The sequence below is a fragment of the Mycobacterium triplex genome (assembly GCF_000689255.1).
Taxonomy (GTDB): Bacteria; Actinomycetota; Actinomycetes; order Mycobacteriales; family Mycobacteriaceae; genus Mycobacterium; species Mycobacterium triplex.
In genome coordinates this window covers 130,913-144,943 of the sequence record NZ_HG964447.1, presented here as the reverse complement: position 1 = coordinate 144,943, position 14,031 = coordinate 130,913, and the positions used below count along the sequence as shown (strand labels likewise).

Here is a 14,031-nt window from a genome sequence, read left to right as displayed (position 1 = left end):
CCCTTTCCCGGTTGAGGCACTGATGCTCTGCTGTTAAACAAAGCGCTCGGCTAAATGCTACCTCATCCGAACCGTAAAGGTGGGCTAGAAAGCACAGCGCCGCTGTCGAGGGCCTGCGGCGTTCTGCGATTCTCGCGTCGTGCGTACCGATGGGCGACTCACCACATTAATCCAGGTAGACACCCTAGAGTGAGCTGCTGACGCGGTTGCTTCACCGGGCCCATGACTCGCAAGCGGGACGGCCCCACAAGCGTGCTGTGGTTTCTAAACCATTGCGCTATGGGGACTGCTTGGGTTACTGTTCGGGCACGATGCCATTGCGGCCCTCGGCCACGCACAGAGAAAGGTCGCCGATGCAACACCCACAGCAGCCGCCCCTGGCGCCACCGCGCCACCCGTACGCGCCGGGGATGCCGCCGGTCGCTCCCCAGGGCTTCTACGAACCGCCTATCCAGCCACTGCCCCGCCCACAAGCCTTCCCGATGACGCCCCAGGCCGGCCCCTTCCCCTACCCGCATCCTCACCTACCACCAGGCGCGAACCCCTGGGCACCAACCGCCTTCACGGCCCGTAGTCCCCGAGTTGGCCTGCGCGGCAAACACCTTCCGCTCTACCTGGGCGGCGCGCTCACCGCGATCACCGCGGCGGTGCTCTTCGCGGGATTCGTAGCACCCGGTTTTCTCGTCACCAAACAACTCGACGTCCGCGCTGTCGCAGCCGGCGTCACGCACGTCTTGTCCGATCCGAACGGTTACGCCGCCAAGAACGTCAGCGACGTCACCTGCAACGACGGCCACAACCCCACCATTCTCAAGGGAGCCACCTTCACCTGCCAGGCCACCATTGACCACATCAAACACCAGTTCACGGTCACCTTCACCGACGACGCGGGTGGCTACGAGGTCAGCGCCCCGAAGGGAACAAAAATCTGACCATGCGCTTGGACGACATGGGCCAGCCGGCACGAATCCACTGCGGCCAGGCGCCAAAGCCGCCTAACCGCAACCTGTTAGGGGCGTGCCTAGCGCTGCTGGCGATGGTGGTGCTGGCGCTGGTGATCCTGCTGTTGTTCAACGAGTTGAGCAGCCCGGTGTTCGGGGTCAAACTCGAAGAGGGCTATTTCCCCGACAATTCCGCGACGATCGTGCATTCCGCACGAATCGGGGTCCTCACTTCGACCGGGTTGATCGTCGTCGCGACTGGCCTGGCCGCGAGCGCCGTGGCCGTACGCCCGCACCCATTTCTCCAGGTGGTCGCCGTGCTGACCCTGGTGTCCCTGATCCCGCTGCTACTGCTGCTCTTGTTCTGCTACGCCCTTGCCTTCTAAACCTCCTCGGGAGGACAGGAATTCTCCGTCCCGAAGCGCCGCGAGTTTCGTGCGATTGCAGATGGGATCAGATCGTCCCACCGGGATCCATTGCCCATCCTGGCGGGCTGCCATCCGCGCGGTGTCAGCGGGAGAGCTCGACGAGTTCTCCGCTGATTTCCCACCGCGAGCCGATGGGTTCAACGGCCAGCAGCTCACCGGCCACACACCAATCGTCTCCAGGGCTCCACTGGACACCCCCGGCACCGAAAGGCTTGACAAGCCGCGGCACAGCGCCGAGCACGCCGCGTCGTTGATCAAGCAGGTGCGCCTCGATTTCGGCGGCATCGGCCGCCAGCATTGTCGCAAGCCGCGCCACAACTTCAGCAAGCACGGTCGCGTCTGCATGGGTGGCGAACACCGAGATGACGCCATCGAAAATGCCTTTTACCAAACCAGCACCCCACACCGGTGGTCGACCCCCGCGCGGCGGCCGGACCCGGACTCTGACACCAAAAGGTGTATGGGGCGTGCATTCTGGCTCGAATACCTTCACCGGCCCGCGCGCGAGCGCTAGCCACACTTGTTCCAGCTTCTTCTCGCCAGAGAACGCGCCCAGGTCCGTCCAGTCGAACGACGCCAGCAGTCGGCCCTGCCGCCAGTCGGTGAAGGAGGCCGACCGCGGTGCCAGCGCATAGCGGTAGCAGAACGGATACTCGCCACCATCCGGAGGGGCTGGCACGACAGCACCGTGCTCGAAGCGAATCCCGTTACACCCAGCGATCGCAAACGAGCCAATGTTGTAGAGCAACAGGTTTTCCACGTCAGCACCGTCGGGCTTTGCTCCGAAAAACGTGGCGTGCAGCACCTGGCCATCCGAGGGTTTGAGCTGCCTGCAGCGAGCCTGAATCTCGCTGCTTAGGTTCTTCTGGCGGACACGCCGGTCCCCAGACTGGATGTAGGCATCTGCCCAGGCCTCGACGACCGCACGCCCCGGCAATGGCCCGTGGACCACGCTGCGACCCTCATACTCACGGCGTGGGCCTGTTCGCCGGCTCCGCCCTGTCGTGGTGGATTCCAGGTTTCGCGGGCCCGAGTGGCAGATCGCGCACACCGCAAGCGGCTCCCCCAGCTCTTTGATCGCCCACCGCTCGAGTTCGGCCGAATGCTGCGCACAGACCTTCACGTACGGTCCGGTCCAGCTGCCGGCGCGTGGGTTCGTCCCGTTGATCGTTCGGCACCTGGCACGGTGCACACGGGCGCCGGTGGCAGTGTGGCTGCGCGCAATGTTGATCACGAAGCCATCCGGGTGGTCAGTCAGCCAGGCTTGATAGCCCGCATCATCGTCGCGAAACTCCCGTGCACTCATCCCCAGACCTTCATCGTGCCCTGCGGGTCTGCACCCCGAGCCATCACCCGTGTCATCATTCCCACTGCCGCTGTGCTGCAGAGGGTTTCGTAGCATGCGCTGACTTCCCCGTGAAACTCCCGCCGCCGCAGGGGCGCAGTTCTGGCCGGTTATGAGTGGCGGGTGATGTTGTCATTGATCACGCGAGCAAGTGATGCGCCCGTGGTGATGGTGTTTTGCCCGCACGCGCGCACATCCACCACGACGTTGCGCCGCACACCCATCGCGCGCTCGCACTCACTGCCTTGGTGTTCGCTCGCCCCGGCGGGCAGCAACACCGTGCTGGCGATGCCGTCGGTCTCGCTGATGATCGTGATCGTGGCGTGGTCATCGGGTTGGCCGTTGGTGAAGGAAACGGTGACGCCGGTCAGTCGGCACCCTCGCCACGCCGAGAGCTGTTGGGTGTAAAACTGTTGCGCGGCAGCCTCATCGGAGAACGCCGCCACCGCCTGAATCACCTTGTGGCGTCCCGGACTGGCCTCCATCAGTCCTTGGACCGCGACGCCGGTATACCCCGACCCGGTGTAGGTGCTTGCCAACGCCGGGGCCACGGCGCTGGCGCACTTGGCCGGGTCTATCGACACGTCTGAGGCAAGCGACGTCGCCACCTCACGCGGTCGCATCTGCACGTCGTGGAGTACATTGCCGACCTGGTCGGCAGATGCCAGCAGGCTCGGCAGCGCTGCGATGTCTAGCGCCGGCGCCGCCGGCGAAGCGCTCGGTGACGGTGTCGGCGGCGCCGGCCTACTCGAGCTCGAGGCAGGTGCCCGCGTCGATGACGGCGCCGCCGAGTTCGACGTCGTCGTCGAATCGTTGCCGCCCACCACCACCAGCGTGATCACCACTACCGTGATCACGGCGGTGATCGCACCGGCAACCCACCAGGGCCAACGCCGGCGCCGCCGCGGCGGCGGGTATCCGATGGGCGGCATGCCCGGACCGCCCACTGGGTAGGGATACGGCGGCCCACTCGGTGGCCCCTGCCAGTGTGGTGGGGCTTGAGGCGGCTGCCAGGCCGGGCCGGGTTGCGGGAAGGATCCTCCCCCCGGCGTCGGTGGCGGCGCTGGTGGGCGCTGCGGGAGGTTCATCGTCGGCTCATCGCCCTGCCCGGGCCCCCAATCGGTGCTCATTGCTCTAACCCTGCCTCAATACGGTGAAATCCTCAGTGGGATTGCGGATCCAATGCCTCGTCGGCGAGCGGCTGTCGTCGCACCGTGTCGCTGCTCGCTCACCGGGCCCGCATTGATCCAGCACCTGCGTGCGGCTCTGTTCAGGCGTCGGTGAAACGTTGGTAGCACAGGTCGTCGTTGCTGTTGACGACCCCGGAGCGAAATGCGGTGATCCGGGTAAACCCCGCCGGCACGGTCTGCCCGTTGACGTCGCTGGCCACCAGGTGGTTGGTCAACAGCCCGGCAACAGCTTTGTCGAGGTCCCCGGCAGTCAGGGTCAGCGCATTGCCCGACGGCACCGACACCGTGCCAGCCATTTTGCGGTGCGCCAGGCCGGTAAGGCAGGCGGTCCGCAATGCGCTCACCGGTGAATCGAGCTTGAGGCCGCGTTCGTGTTGCACCGCAAGGACATACCGCGACATCACCACCGACATCGCGGTGTCATCACCCTGGATCAGCACATGACCGGACTGCTCATTACCGGGCGCACCCATCTTTTGGAGCTGGGCGAGATCGACAGCGATGGTGTTGGTGGCCGGGCAGTATGAGGCGGGCGGGCTGGCTTGGGCGTCAGCGCAGCCGGCGGCGGTATAGGACAGCTGCGGGGGGCTTTTCAGGGCGAAGATCGCCCCAAGGGTGTCCATCAGCGACGACAGGGTTTGCTCGGTGATCGGCACTTCCCCGGTCTCTAAGCGACCGGATTGGTCGTAGGTCAACGCGATCGGCAAATCCCCGCGACGCTGCTTGACCTCGTTGTCGTCGATCGCGGCACACGCCGAGGCGCCTGAGACAAAACCCATCTGGAAAGCACTGACACGGTCGAGCGCGGTGCCGTGGCCTTCTTCGATCAGCTCCCGATCGTCGGGGGTAAGGATCGGGTCACGCAGGGTGATCAGGCCGGCCAGTACATGGTCGAGCCCGTCACCGGTACTGAGGGTGAAGCGCGTCGACTTGCCTTCGGCAACCCAGCGCATGTAGACACCGCCAAAGCAGTCCGCCTGCTGTTCTAGCACGATCGTCGAGGTGCCGCGGGGGGCGATGTTGGCCATGTCCTGAATGGCGTGACCATACTCGTGAGCGAAGATGCCTGTGACCGGCATCGATCCGAAATATGTTTTGCCGGTGGGGATAAGCACCCCGCGGTCCCAGGCGATCAGGTTGCAGCGCGGCGAGAACAACGCGTTGATCAGTTTGTAGGTTCGGTGATGGCATACGGCAGGGCTGGCCGGATCCTCGGAGTCGTAGGAGACGAGTTCGTCGACGGGCTTGAATTCGCCTTTGAAAAATTTGCTGTAGTTGGAGCGCCAGAAACTTTGAATGTCGTTGACCGACAACAGCACCAAAGTGTCGTCCTCACCATGGTCGGTGTTTTCCACTGTGCCGGTGGGTTGGGGTGCGTCGCTGCGAGGTCCGCTTGGGCCGTCGACCGCCAGCAGGCCCCCGACGTGGAAAGGGTCGTAGAGCATCGAGGCACCGTGTCCTTTGATGATGGTGGTGCACCCCGCGGCGGCGACGGCGATCATCGCGACGACGCTGACCGCCGTCGCCGCAGCGACCGCACCGCGCAGTCGGCTAGTCACGAGGCAACCTTATCGTCGCAAGATCCGCGCGCGCCCCGTTCTGTGTGGCCCATGCGCGGGCCGCACAGAACAGCACATGCGTGCTAGTATGTGCGTATGAACGGTTCGGCGGCGCCCGCGTTGGGTGCCCTATTGGCCAAGCACCGGATTGACCTCTCGGTGGAGGAGGTTCTCAACGAGCTAGATTCCGCGTTTGCGGCGATCCCGGGAGCAACCACGCTGTCGAAGACGGAGGTGGACTTTCTTCGCACCCACGCCGAACCCAGCGCCGAGGCAGTCATCGAGACATGGTCGGCCGACGATGAGCGCCAGGCCCGCGCCCGTGTTGCGTTGCGGCAACTCACCGGCGCGCTTTCTGGATCGGTCAGCATCAAAGAAGCCGCCGCGATCTTGGGTGTCGATCGGTCGCGCGTGTCACGGCGGATCACCGGAAAAGCGCTATGGGCCTTCGATCTTCAGGGAAGCCGACGCATCCCCCGCTGGCAGTTCCTCGGGAAGGAGCTGCTTCCGGGCTTGGACGTAATCGTGCCTGCGATACCACGCGACGCTACCCCCGCGGTCCTGGATGCGTTCATGCACACCGCGCAGCCCGACTTTGACAACCGCACGCCGATCGAGCATCTGGCCGCCGGCGGTGACGCCGAGTTGGTCGCCGGCTTCCTCGAGGATCTCGGACGCTGGTGAGCCCCCAGCCCAAACCGAAAGCGCCTCGAACACCTCCCGCGCAGCTCGTCCAAGAACCGCAAGACAGCATCGACTACACCGGCACGCTATGGCGGGTCCACCGCACCGCCGGCGAGCACGTGCTGCCTTGGAACCAACTGCGCACCTACGGGCCGCTGCCATCGATGCGGTGGGACCCCCACCCGGGCCCTTCACCTGGCGCACGCAGCGAAGGTGTGCTGTATGCCGCAGCCGATCTCGCAACCAGCCTGGCCGAGGTCTACCAAACAACGCGCGTGATCGACACCCGCGCAGGCACTCCGACCCTGACCGCCTGGCACCCCCAGCGGCCACTGCACCTGCTCGACTTGTCCACAACTTGGCTGCTGCGCAACAGCGCCTCGACCGCACTACTGGCCGCGCCACGCTCGGTATGCCGGCGCTGGGCCCGTGCTATCTACACGACTTGGCCTGACCTGGACGGGCTCTACGTCCCGTCGACGATGACCGGGCGGCCCAACATTGTGCTGTGGACCGCGGCCGCCGACTCTATCCCGATGATGCCGGCGTTCTCACGCCCGCTCGCGCACCCGCTCGTCTGGTCGATCACGCAAGCAGCAGCTGGCGAGATTGGCTACACGATCTTATGACCATGGCCTCCGATGATGAGCCCGTCCAGCCGGGGCCAGTGACACCCGAGGGCGCTATCACCGTTCACACGATGGGCGTCCACTACCGGTGGCAAATTCCTGAGGTGGTCCGCCAGCAACTGCGGCTCGCACATAGCCTGCGCGAGGATCTGGTCACCTTGCAACTGGCCTATGACGAAGACATCAAGGCGATCTGGTCGTCGTATCCGACGGTAGCGGCCGCTGAAGCTCACGTCGCGGCGACCGAAGCGGAGGCCATCGCGGCCAACGAGGCACTGAAGGCTGCCCGCTCCGCAGCCAGAGGCAAACGCGTGAACACCGCGATCACCGAGCGACTACACGACGCCAGGACCGCACTCAAAGCCGCACGCCACGCCCGCCGGGAAGCGATCGCCGACGTGAGGCAAGACGCCGCGCAGCGCCGCCGCGACCGCGGCGCACAACTGGCGGCCGAGCAGAAAGCCCTCTACCGCACCTACTGCCAACACGGCGACCCGACGCTGTTCTGGGCGACGTTCAACAGCGTCATGGACGAACATAAGGCGGCGGTGCGCCGAATCCAGCAACAGCGCGCCCAAGGCCGCCCAGCTGCGCTGCGCCACCACCGCTTTGACGGCACCGGCACCCTCGCGGTCCAACTGCAGCGAACCGCCGGCGCGCCGCCACGGACTCCGATGCTGCTCGCCGATCCCGCCGGGCGCTACCATAACGTCCTGCACCTGCCGTGGGTTGACCCCGACCAGTGGGCATCCATGACCCGCGCCGAGCAGCGCCACGCAGGACGCATTACGGTGCGGATGCGATGCGGATCCCTTGGGGGCCAACCACAGTGGATTGACTTGCCGGTCCAAGCCCACCGCTGGCTGCCCCAAGACGCCGATATCACCCGCGCCAAACTCACCGTCACCCGACTCGGCGCCGATCTGCGGGCGCGGCTTTCGATCACCGCGCGGCTCCCCCATCCGACTGTCCCCCGCCGCGGCGATCTCCCCACCCTGGCCATACATTTGGGCTGGCATGCCATCGATGAGGGTGTCGTGGTCGCGCATTGGCGCTCAGACCGACCAGTGGCGATCCCATCCGAACTGGCCGACGTGATCGTGCCCATCGTCGAGGGAATCTCGGGCCGCATCATCGCGCCCGGCTCCGTCGGGACCCGGCTAGAGCGCTACGCCGAGATCGCCTCGGCTCGTGATGCGGCATTGAACGACATCCGGGACCGGCTGAGCACGTGGCTTGCCGACCAGGGGCCGCGGCCGCATCCGATCCGGCCCGACGAACAGATCACCGCCGCCGATGCTGCGCGGTGGCGCTCCCCCGCTCGATTCGCCGCCCTCGCGCTCGCCTGGCGCGGCTCCGACCTCGAGATCGCCCAACCGCTTGAAGCGTGGCGGCGGGCCGACAAACTGTTATGGCAACAGCAAGCGCACGGCCGTGCACGAGCCCTCGGCCACCGCACGGACTTGTGGCGGCGGGTTGCAAGCGCGCTGGTCAGCCAGTGCGGGCGCCTAGTCGTCGATGACACCAATATCTCCGCCGTGATACGAAACACCATGGAGCACACTAGGATTCCTGCCGACCTACAGCGCCAAATCGATCGCCGCCGCGATCATGCAGCGCCTGGCGCTCTGCGGTCGAGCATGGTCGCCGCAGCGACCCGCGACGGCGTCCCGGTGATAGTGGTGCCCGCTGCGGGGTTGAGCCGAATCCACGCCGGCTGTGGATATGAGAACCGGGTAGAGAGCCGACGGCGGCGCCGCAAGATCATTTGCGCCGGGTGCGGTCGCACCTATGACCCCGATCTTTCAGCGACGGCGCTGATGCTCGCTCGAGCGGCGCAACCACCGGTGCAGCCTTGACCCGCCGGCCTAGCGTGCCACTGGCTACAATGACTCACGAGGACTTCGCCCAGCGATCCGGGCCCAAAGGATCGACGGGTCATTCCACGGTTGCCCACGGACTGACAAACAGAGCCCAGCGATCCGGGCCCAAAGGATCGACTCCTTCTCCGGTTGGCAGGCACCCTGCAACGGATATCGCCCAGCGACGCGCTGCCGCGCATTTCAGAGGCGCGGAAGATTCCTGGTGTCCCGCAGTCAGATTCGTGCCGGATAGCGACGGCTCTCATTGCTGCTGTCGGTACCGCTGATCGTCGCGGCGCTCGGCTACGAGAGGTAGCGCCACATCGCGCACGTTTCCAGCAGCGGCTTAACCAAGTCCACAACCTCGCCGTAGCTCATGGAGACGTTTCGCATCGTGCGGTTGCCGCCCAACTGGGGCAGGTAGGGCCGCGGCTCTGCGCCGTTGAGCCGGTCAAGCAGCGCACCGGCCATCTTTTCGACGACTGGCCAGGCTTGTTCTAGTTGGCCCGACCAGTACGGCTCGTTGTCGGGAATGCTTGGGACGACCTGGATTAGACCCGCATAGCAGGCGCCGTCACTGTCAGCCCCGAAGTCGAATTTCTCAGCGACGGTCTGGCGAAATGACTTACCGTCTTCGTCCGTGTCGTCCACTGCGTGCGCTGGCTTACCCCACTGCAAGCGGGCCTCTGCCCACGGGCCCGCGTAATAGATGAACGCGGCCTGCACCGGGTGATCGCTTGATATCAGTACCTTGCTGTTGCCCCCGGACGGACCTCCGTCGATCGTGCCCATGGTGACGGCCATCCGGTCATCAAGTAGCCCGTTGTTCGCAGTCATCAGCGCAGCGACGGTGTGGGCCGCCTCGTGGTGCGCGACCGCAGTCTTATCGGCCATGCCGCGCAGACTACAGACACATACGGTCGGCCCCGGGGAGCCGACCGGTTAGTCGGGTCGGCCCACTTCGTAGTTGCCGTTGTTGTCCAAGAACGTCACGGTGACCTGCCGAGGGGTGCCGTCGACGCTAACCCGGCAGGTGAAACTGGCGCCCTGCCTCACAGGAACATTCGCGCCGTCATTGCATTTGACGTCGGAAACGTTCTTGTCGCCGTAGCCGGTGACCTCGTCGGTCAGTACGCCTTGGACCTCCGCTTCGGCAGCCCCGATGTCGAGTTTCTTGGTGGTTAGGAAGCTGGGCTTGGACAAACCGATAGCCACACCCGTCGCCAGGAGCGCGCCAGCCAGTCCCAGGCCACCCCACAACAGGGCCTTAGACCGCTGAGGGCGCCTGGGGCGTGCGGGTGCAACCGGGCCGTAGGGCGCGGCGGCGTAAGGCCCGGGCGGCGGGAAGCTGTACTGGCTGGCCGGCCCATAGTGCAGTGGTTGGGGAACGAAACCCGGCTGGGGAACCGCCGGTGCTGATGCGTTCTGGGGCGCAGCAGGCGGATAGCCCGGTGTAGGGGCAGGCCTCGGATGCTGCGGCGGCGCCGCCGTTGGCGGAGGCCCAGATGGCGGACTGGCTTCCTGGTTCGGGGTCGGCTGCCAGTTCCCGAGTTGTCCGTACTGTCCGTCGGAAGCGGCCTGGACAGGCCTACCTCGTCGGCTGTCATCTGCGACGTCGGCGTCTTCACTGCGTCGCGGCTCGAGCGACGGGGGCGCCACCATTGTGCGCTCAGGGTCGTCAACCAACTGCTGAGGGTTGGGCACCACGACGGTGCATTCTTCGTCGTCGTGCGAGTGCCCGCGGGGCACGACCACCGTGCGCTCCGGATCATCATGCGGTGCGACCAGGCGGGATTCTTCGCCGCCTTCTCGCGCCAATGACCCCGAGGCGCTGGTGGTCTCCCCGTCCTCCGGACTGTTCATCATCACTCCCTCGCCTGGCTCATGATGTTACGCAAAGGTGCGTCGCGCAGCTCCTTGCCGGGCAAGGTCGAGTAGAAGCGGGAGGTGCCGGGATCCGCAGCTGCCGTCCTCTCACCGGTCGTCGCCGCATGCGGCGACCGCGCTCGCGACCCGCGTCGGGCCGAGGCTGGTGGCCACCCCGCCCAATGGCCGCCCCTGGTGTGCTCAAATACGGGTATGTGGGGACGATTCCGCTGAGCAAGGGCGACTCCATGGATCCCTACGAGCAAGCGCTACTTTGGACGCGGGCCCAGCTGGGCATCGTCGTCACTGCTGAGGAACGGATGCACCTGGTCGCGATCAGCGATCACGTCGTAACCGATTGCATCGGCAAGCAAGTCGAAACGCTCACCGCTCGTGGCGGCGCGGTGTTTTGGTTCGGCCATACCGGCCGAAATGCGCCGGTTAATCGCATGGCGACACTCAATCTCTTTGCCGCTGCGACGATGTCGGCATTCACCCTGCCCTTGCTGCGTGGCCCGGTCTTGATCACGGGGGCCGATCCGCGCGGCAACCCGAGCGGGCTTTCAGGCTCTCAATTCCAGCTCCTGAAATCTGGGCCGGGCGCGAACTGGCGGCAAAGACTCATCTTCCGGCTTCGTGAGCGCCGGATGGATTGACCTATCCGCTCGGGTAAGGTCAGGGCGGACTTTCGGCTTTTGCCGATCGGGGCCCACGCACCGGCCGATTCCCAGATGAAGTTGCACTAGTACGGCTGCAGCAGTTACGGCTTGACGTTTCCCAGCATTGCGGTGGCCACCCGTTTGGCATCGGGGACAGCCCATGCAGGATCCCGCGGCCATCCCTGATCGGGGTCGTAGTTTGAAGCGATCTTCGGGACCTGGCAGCTGCGCGTTTCGACGATGACGTTCCCGTGGGCTCCCATTGCCTGCTGGCATGCATCTGGCCCGTTCTCCCCACTATTTGTGGCCATGGAAACGGTGATGAGGTCTCCTTGCCGCTGCACTGGGCCCAAGACATAACCGGCGCCGTTCTCGAAGCCCAGGGAGGCATCGACTTCACTTTTCGCACAGGTATTCCATTGAGCCTGCGCCGAATTCAAGAAGTCCTGGGCGTCTTTCGCGGAGGGATACACCGCTGCGGTTTGTTCGATGAGGTGCGGGCCCGGCGAACCGAGGTACACGTGGCCAATGGTTTGAGTTTTGATTTCGGTGGGCTGGGAGGGGGCATAGACGTCATGCTCACCGGTGAACACCACGCCAACACATGATCGTGGCGTGACTTGGCTTGAATGATCCGACATCCCGTACGACGACGATTCAATGGCAAGGCCGCCGCCCCCATCACCGGCGGGAGTGCTGGCGACGGTCACTCCGAGCACCTTGCTCAGCTGGTCAGCAGTCAGCAACACTTGATCGATCGCCTTTGGCGAGAATAACGGCTGCGTTGGTGACGTCGGCGATCCACTGACTGATCCGACGCGATCAGATCCATCGAGGAGCATCACGCCGTTCACCAACACCACTTTGAGCCAACGGGTTTCGGTACTTGATGTTCCGTCTGGTCGGACGTACTTGAGTTCGGCAACCACGCTGCTGGCGTCGCGGGGGCTGACCGAAAGAACGGTCACCGACTGTATTGTCGCCCAGAAATCAACGAATTCACGTTGCCCTGTTTGGTTTTGGTACTTGCTATCGAGTTTTGTCCACGCGTCTGTGGGATGAGCTGGGAGCTCCCCGTAATAGCTGGTGACGAAATCCCGCATGTTCTCGAACGTGACCGGTGACGCAGCCGGCGCCGCGGTAGTTGCGGTGCTCCGCGCGGATTGGTCGTGCGAGGACTGCCGCATCAGCAACGCGGCCGCGCTGATTGAAGCGCCCACAAGAACAGCGACGGTGACGGCTACGGCTACCCGCCGTCGCCGCGATGGCCCGGCCTCGGCATCGACCGAAGGGGTAGCCCGCGGCGCTGACACGGTAGGAGCCGACGGTGTTGAGGCACTGGCAGAATCGAGTTGTTCGGCCAGGGCGTGCACGAAATCGGAGCAACGTTCGAAGCGGTCTTCGGGACGTTTGGCGAGACCGACGGCCAGCACGGGGTCGAATTTGGCAAGTGCCGGTCGCAGGTCAGCCAGAGCTGGTGGAGGCACATTGAGGTGACGGCTGATGACAACCGCGGGGTTTGAATTGTGGAAGAGCTGCGAGCCGCAGAACAGATGGTAAGCCGTGGCAGCCAGTGCGTATTGGTCCGCACGACCATCGAGGTCTTCGCCGAGTAACTGCTCCGGTGCACAGTAGGCCACCGTGCCCACCGTCATGTTGGTCTTCGTCAGCCCGCTGATGTCGTCGACGTTACGAGCTATCCCGAAGTCGGTCAGCAGGATTCGTTGCTCACCCTTGTCGTCGAGATGGGTGAGCATGATGTTGGCTGGCTTGACGTCTCGGTGGAGCAAAGCTTGCTTGTGGGCGTGGTCTAGCGCGCTGGCGACGCCGCTTACGATGCGGACGACGTCTTCGGGGGGCATTCCAGCGGGGTATCGATCGGCCAGGAGCCGGGCAGCGTCCAGTCCGTCGACGAAGTCCATCGAGATCCAGAGTTGACCATCTTCTTCCCCGCGGTCGTGGACACCGACGATGTGGGGGTGCCACAGCGTCGACGCGAGATCGGCTTCGCGGTTGAAGCGGGCCCGGAATTCGTCGTCGGCCGACCACTCGCGAGGTAGCAGCTTGAGGGCATCTCGGCGCGGTAACCGTGGGTGTTGGGCGAGATACACCTCGCCCATTCCGCCCGACCCAAGCAAGCGAATGATGGTGTACCCGGCGAACGTCTGGCCGGTCGTCAATGGCATAGCGTTGACGTCCTCCCCGCAGTCATTGCGGGCCGGCCAGCTGTGGTTTCACGGCTCCTGAGAGTAATGAGCCGCCGTCGGTCCCGACGGGAGAATCCAAGAACTGAGTAATCGGGGACCCCGGGGCTCAGCTCGCGGCTGTCGGCGGCCGAGGTCCGACCGCTGCGAAAAACGGTTCACGCCGGCGCTCAGATGTCAGGGGCGGTCGTGCGGCTGTTGAGGTAAGTCGCGGTGGCCACCAGCACGGTGTAGCTGGCGATGTTCACCGAAACCAGCAACGCAATAGGGGCTCCGTGGAACGCCGCCGTCAGCGCGAGAGTAAGGCCGTAGCTGGTGCCGCCGGATAGTGCCAGGCCGATCAGCCAGCCCAGTGCCTGATTTGAGGGGGATCCGACTGCCACCACTAGCAGTTCCGACAGGTGGGGGTGGCGGTCTAGGAAGGCTTGGGCCGCACCAGTTCTGCGCCCGTTTTGGACTGCGGTTCGTCGTTGCCGTTCCCAGGAGGCGGCCAGGTGTATGCCGGCTGCGAAAAACAGCAGGGCCCCGGCGCCGGCTGCGATGACCGCTGCTGTCGGTAGAGGGCCGTGCTGGCGATGGGGGCCGAAGAGGGCATCGAGGGCCGTGAACGCGAGCACGTAGAGCGGCATCAACCAGATCAGTACGCGGGTCATGCCCAGGTAGC

General features: G+C 64.9%; 14 protein-coding genes. 7 read left to right on the top strand and 7 right to left on the bottom strand.

All coding sequences use genetic code 11. The features are described 5' to 3' along the window. Positions 1 to 353: 353 nt before the first annotated feature. Together BN973_RS28155 and BN973_RS28150 are read left to right on the top strand one after the other, a co-directional pair. Positions 354 to 932: a DUF4333 domain-containing protein gene (locus BN973_RS28155; protein WP_231122300.1), complete on the top strand. Its 579-nt coding sequence runs from the start codon at positions 354 to 356 to the stop codon at positions 930 to 932. Positions 933 to 934: 2 nt separating this feature from the next. After that, entirely contained in the window at positions 935 to 1,327 is a 393-nt protein-coding gene (locus tag BN973_RS28150) for a hypothetical protein (protein ID WP_036473545.1), read from the top strand. A 124-nt stretch (positions 1,328 to 1,451) separates the two neighbouring features. On the opposite strand, the gene BN973_RS30175 is transcribed toward BN973_RS28150, so the two are convergent. Then, on the bottom strand, positions 1,452 to 2,675 hold the full coding sequence (locus BN973_RS30175) for a hypothetical protein (RefSeq protein WP_051641686.1): 1,224 nt from the start codon (positions 2,673 to 2,675) through the stop codon (positions 1,452 to 1,454). A gap of 149 nt (positions 2,676 to 2,824) precedes the next feature. Then, positions 2,825 to 3,394, bottom strand: coding sequence for a sensor domain-containing protein (locus BN973_RS31885; RefSeq protein WP_254902468.1), 570 nt, complete (start codon positions 3,392 to 3,394; stop codon positions 2,825 to 2,827). 7 nt (positions 3,395 to 3,401) lie between these two features. Here BN973_RS31885 and BN973_RS31880 point away from each other — a divergent pair, with 7 nt between their 5' ends. Beyond that, on the top strand, positions 3,402 to 3,668 hold the full coding sequence (locus BN973_RS31880; RefSeq protein ID WP_036473540.1) for a hypothetical protein: 267 nt from the start codon (positions 3,402 to 3,404) through the stop codon (positions 3,666 to 3,668). Between the two features lie 316 nt (positions 3,669 to 3,984). Here the strand turns inward: BN973_RS31880 and BN973_RS28130 are convergent, their stop codons facing one another. Further along, positions 3,985 to 5,406, bottom strand: a complete 1,422-nt coding sequence (locus BN973_RS28130) for a neutral zinc metallopeptidase (RefSeq protein ID WP_051641723.1) — start codon at positions 5,404 to 5,406, stop codon at positions 3,985 to 3,987. Positions 5,407 to 5,559: 153 nt separating this feature from the next. On the opposite strand from BN973_RS28130, the gene BN973_RS28125 reads away from it, so the two are divergent. The 3 genes from BN973_RS28125 to BN973_RS28115 all read left to right on the top strand — a co-directional run bounded on the left by BN973_RS28125 (position 5,560) and on the right by BN973_RS28115 (position 8,635). Continuing rightward, positions 5,560 to 6,147, top strand: a complete 588-nt coding sequence (locus BN973_RS28125; RefSeq protein WP_036473535.1) for a helix-turn-helix domain-containing protein — start codon at positions 5,560 to 5,562, stop codon at positions 6,145 to 6,147. Then, positions 6,144 to 6,776 (top strand): RES family NAD+ phosphorylase, encoded by a 633-nt coding sequence (locus BN973_RS28120; protein WP_036473533.1) that lies wholly within the window; start codon positions 6,144 to 6,146, stop codon positions 6,774 to 6,776. The genes BN973_RS28125 and BN973_RS28120 overlap by 4 nt, the downstream gene beginning before the upstream one ends. A 71-nt stretch (positions 6,777 to 6,847) precedes the next feature. After that, the gene (locus BN973_RS28115; protein ID WP_064942980.1) at positions 6,848 to 8,635 is read left to right on the top strand and encodes a hypothetical protein; all 1,788 of its coding nucleotides are present in this window, start codon (positions 6,848 to 6,850) and stop codon (positions 8,633 to 8,635) included. A 306-nt stretch (positions 8,636 to 8,941) separates the two neighbouring features. On the opposite strand, the gene BN973_RS28110 is transcribed toward BN973_RS28115, so the two are convergent. Both BN973_RS28110 and BN973_RS31875 read right to left on the bottom strand, forming a co-directional pair. Continuing rightward, a complete protein-coding gene (locus tag BN973_RS28110; protein WP_036473529.1) occupies positions 8,942 to 9,532 on the bottom strand; it encodes a hypothetical protein in 591 nt (196 codons plus the stop codon). 48 nt (positions 9,533 to 9,580) lie between these two features. Next, positions 9,581 to 10,501, bottom strand: a complete 921-nt coding sequence (locus BN973_RS31875; RefSeq protein ID WP_232232242.1) for a DUF4333 domain-containing protein — start codon at positions 10,499 to 10,501, stop codon at positions 9,581 to 9,583. Between the two features lie 251 nt (positions 10,502 to 10,752). Between BN973_RS31875 and BN973_RS28100 the strand changes: the two genes are divergently transcribed. Beyond that, positions 10,753 to 11,160, top strand: a complete 408-nt coding sequence (locus BN973_RS28100; protein WP_139813798.1) for a hypothetical protein — start codon at positions 10,753 to 10,755, stop codon at positions 11,158 to 11,160. A gap of 104 nt (positions 11,161 to 11,264) precedes the next feature. Here the strand turns inward: BN973_RS28100 and BN973_RS31870 are convergent, their stop codons facing one another. Together BN973_RS31870 and BN973_RS28085 are read right to left on the bottom strand one after the other, a co-directional pair. Next, on the bottom strand, positions 11,265 to 13,349 hold the full coding sequence (locus BN973_RS31870; protein ID WP_231122297.1) for a serine/threonine-protein kinase PknH/PknJ: 2,085 nt from the start codon (positions 13,347 to 13,349) through the stop codon (positions 11,265 to 11,267). Positions 13,350 to 13,537: 188 nt separating this feature from the next. Then, positions 13,538 to 14,020: a hypothetical protein gene (locus BN973_RS28085; RefSeq protein WP_036473518.1), complete on the bottom strand. Its 483-nt coding sequence runs from the start codon at positions 14,018 to 14,020 to the stop codon at positions 13,538 to 13,540. Between the last annotated feature and the right edge of the window lie 11 nt (positions 14,021 to 14,031).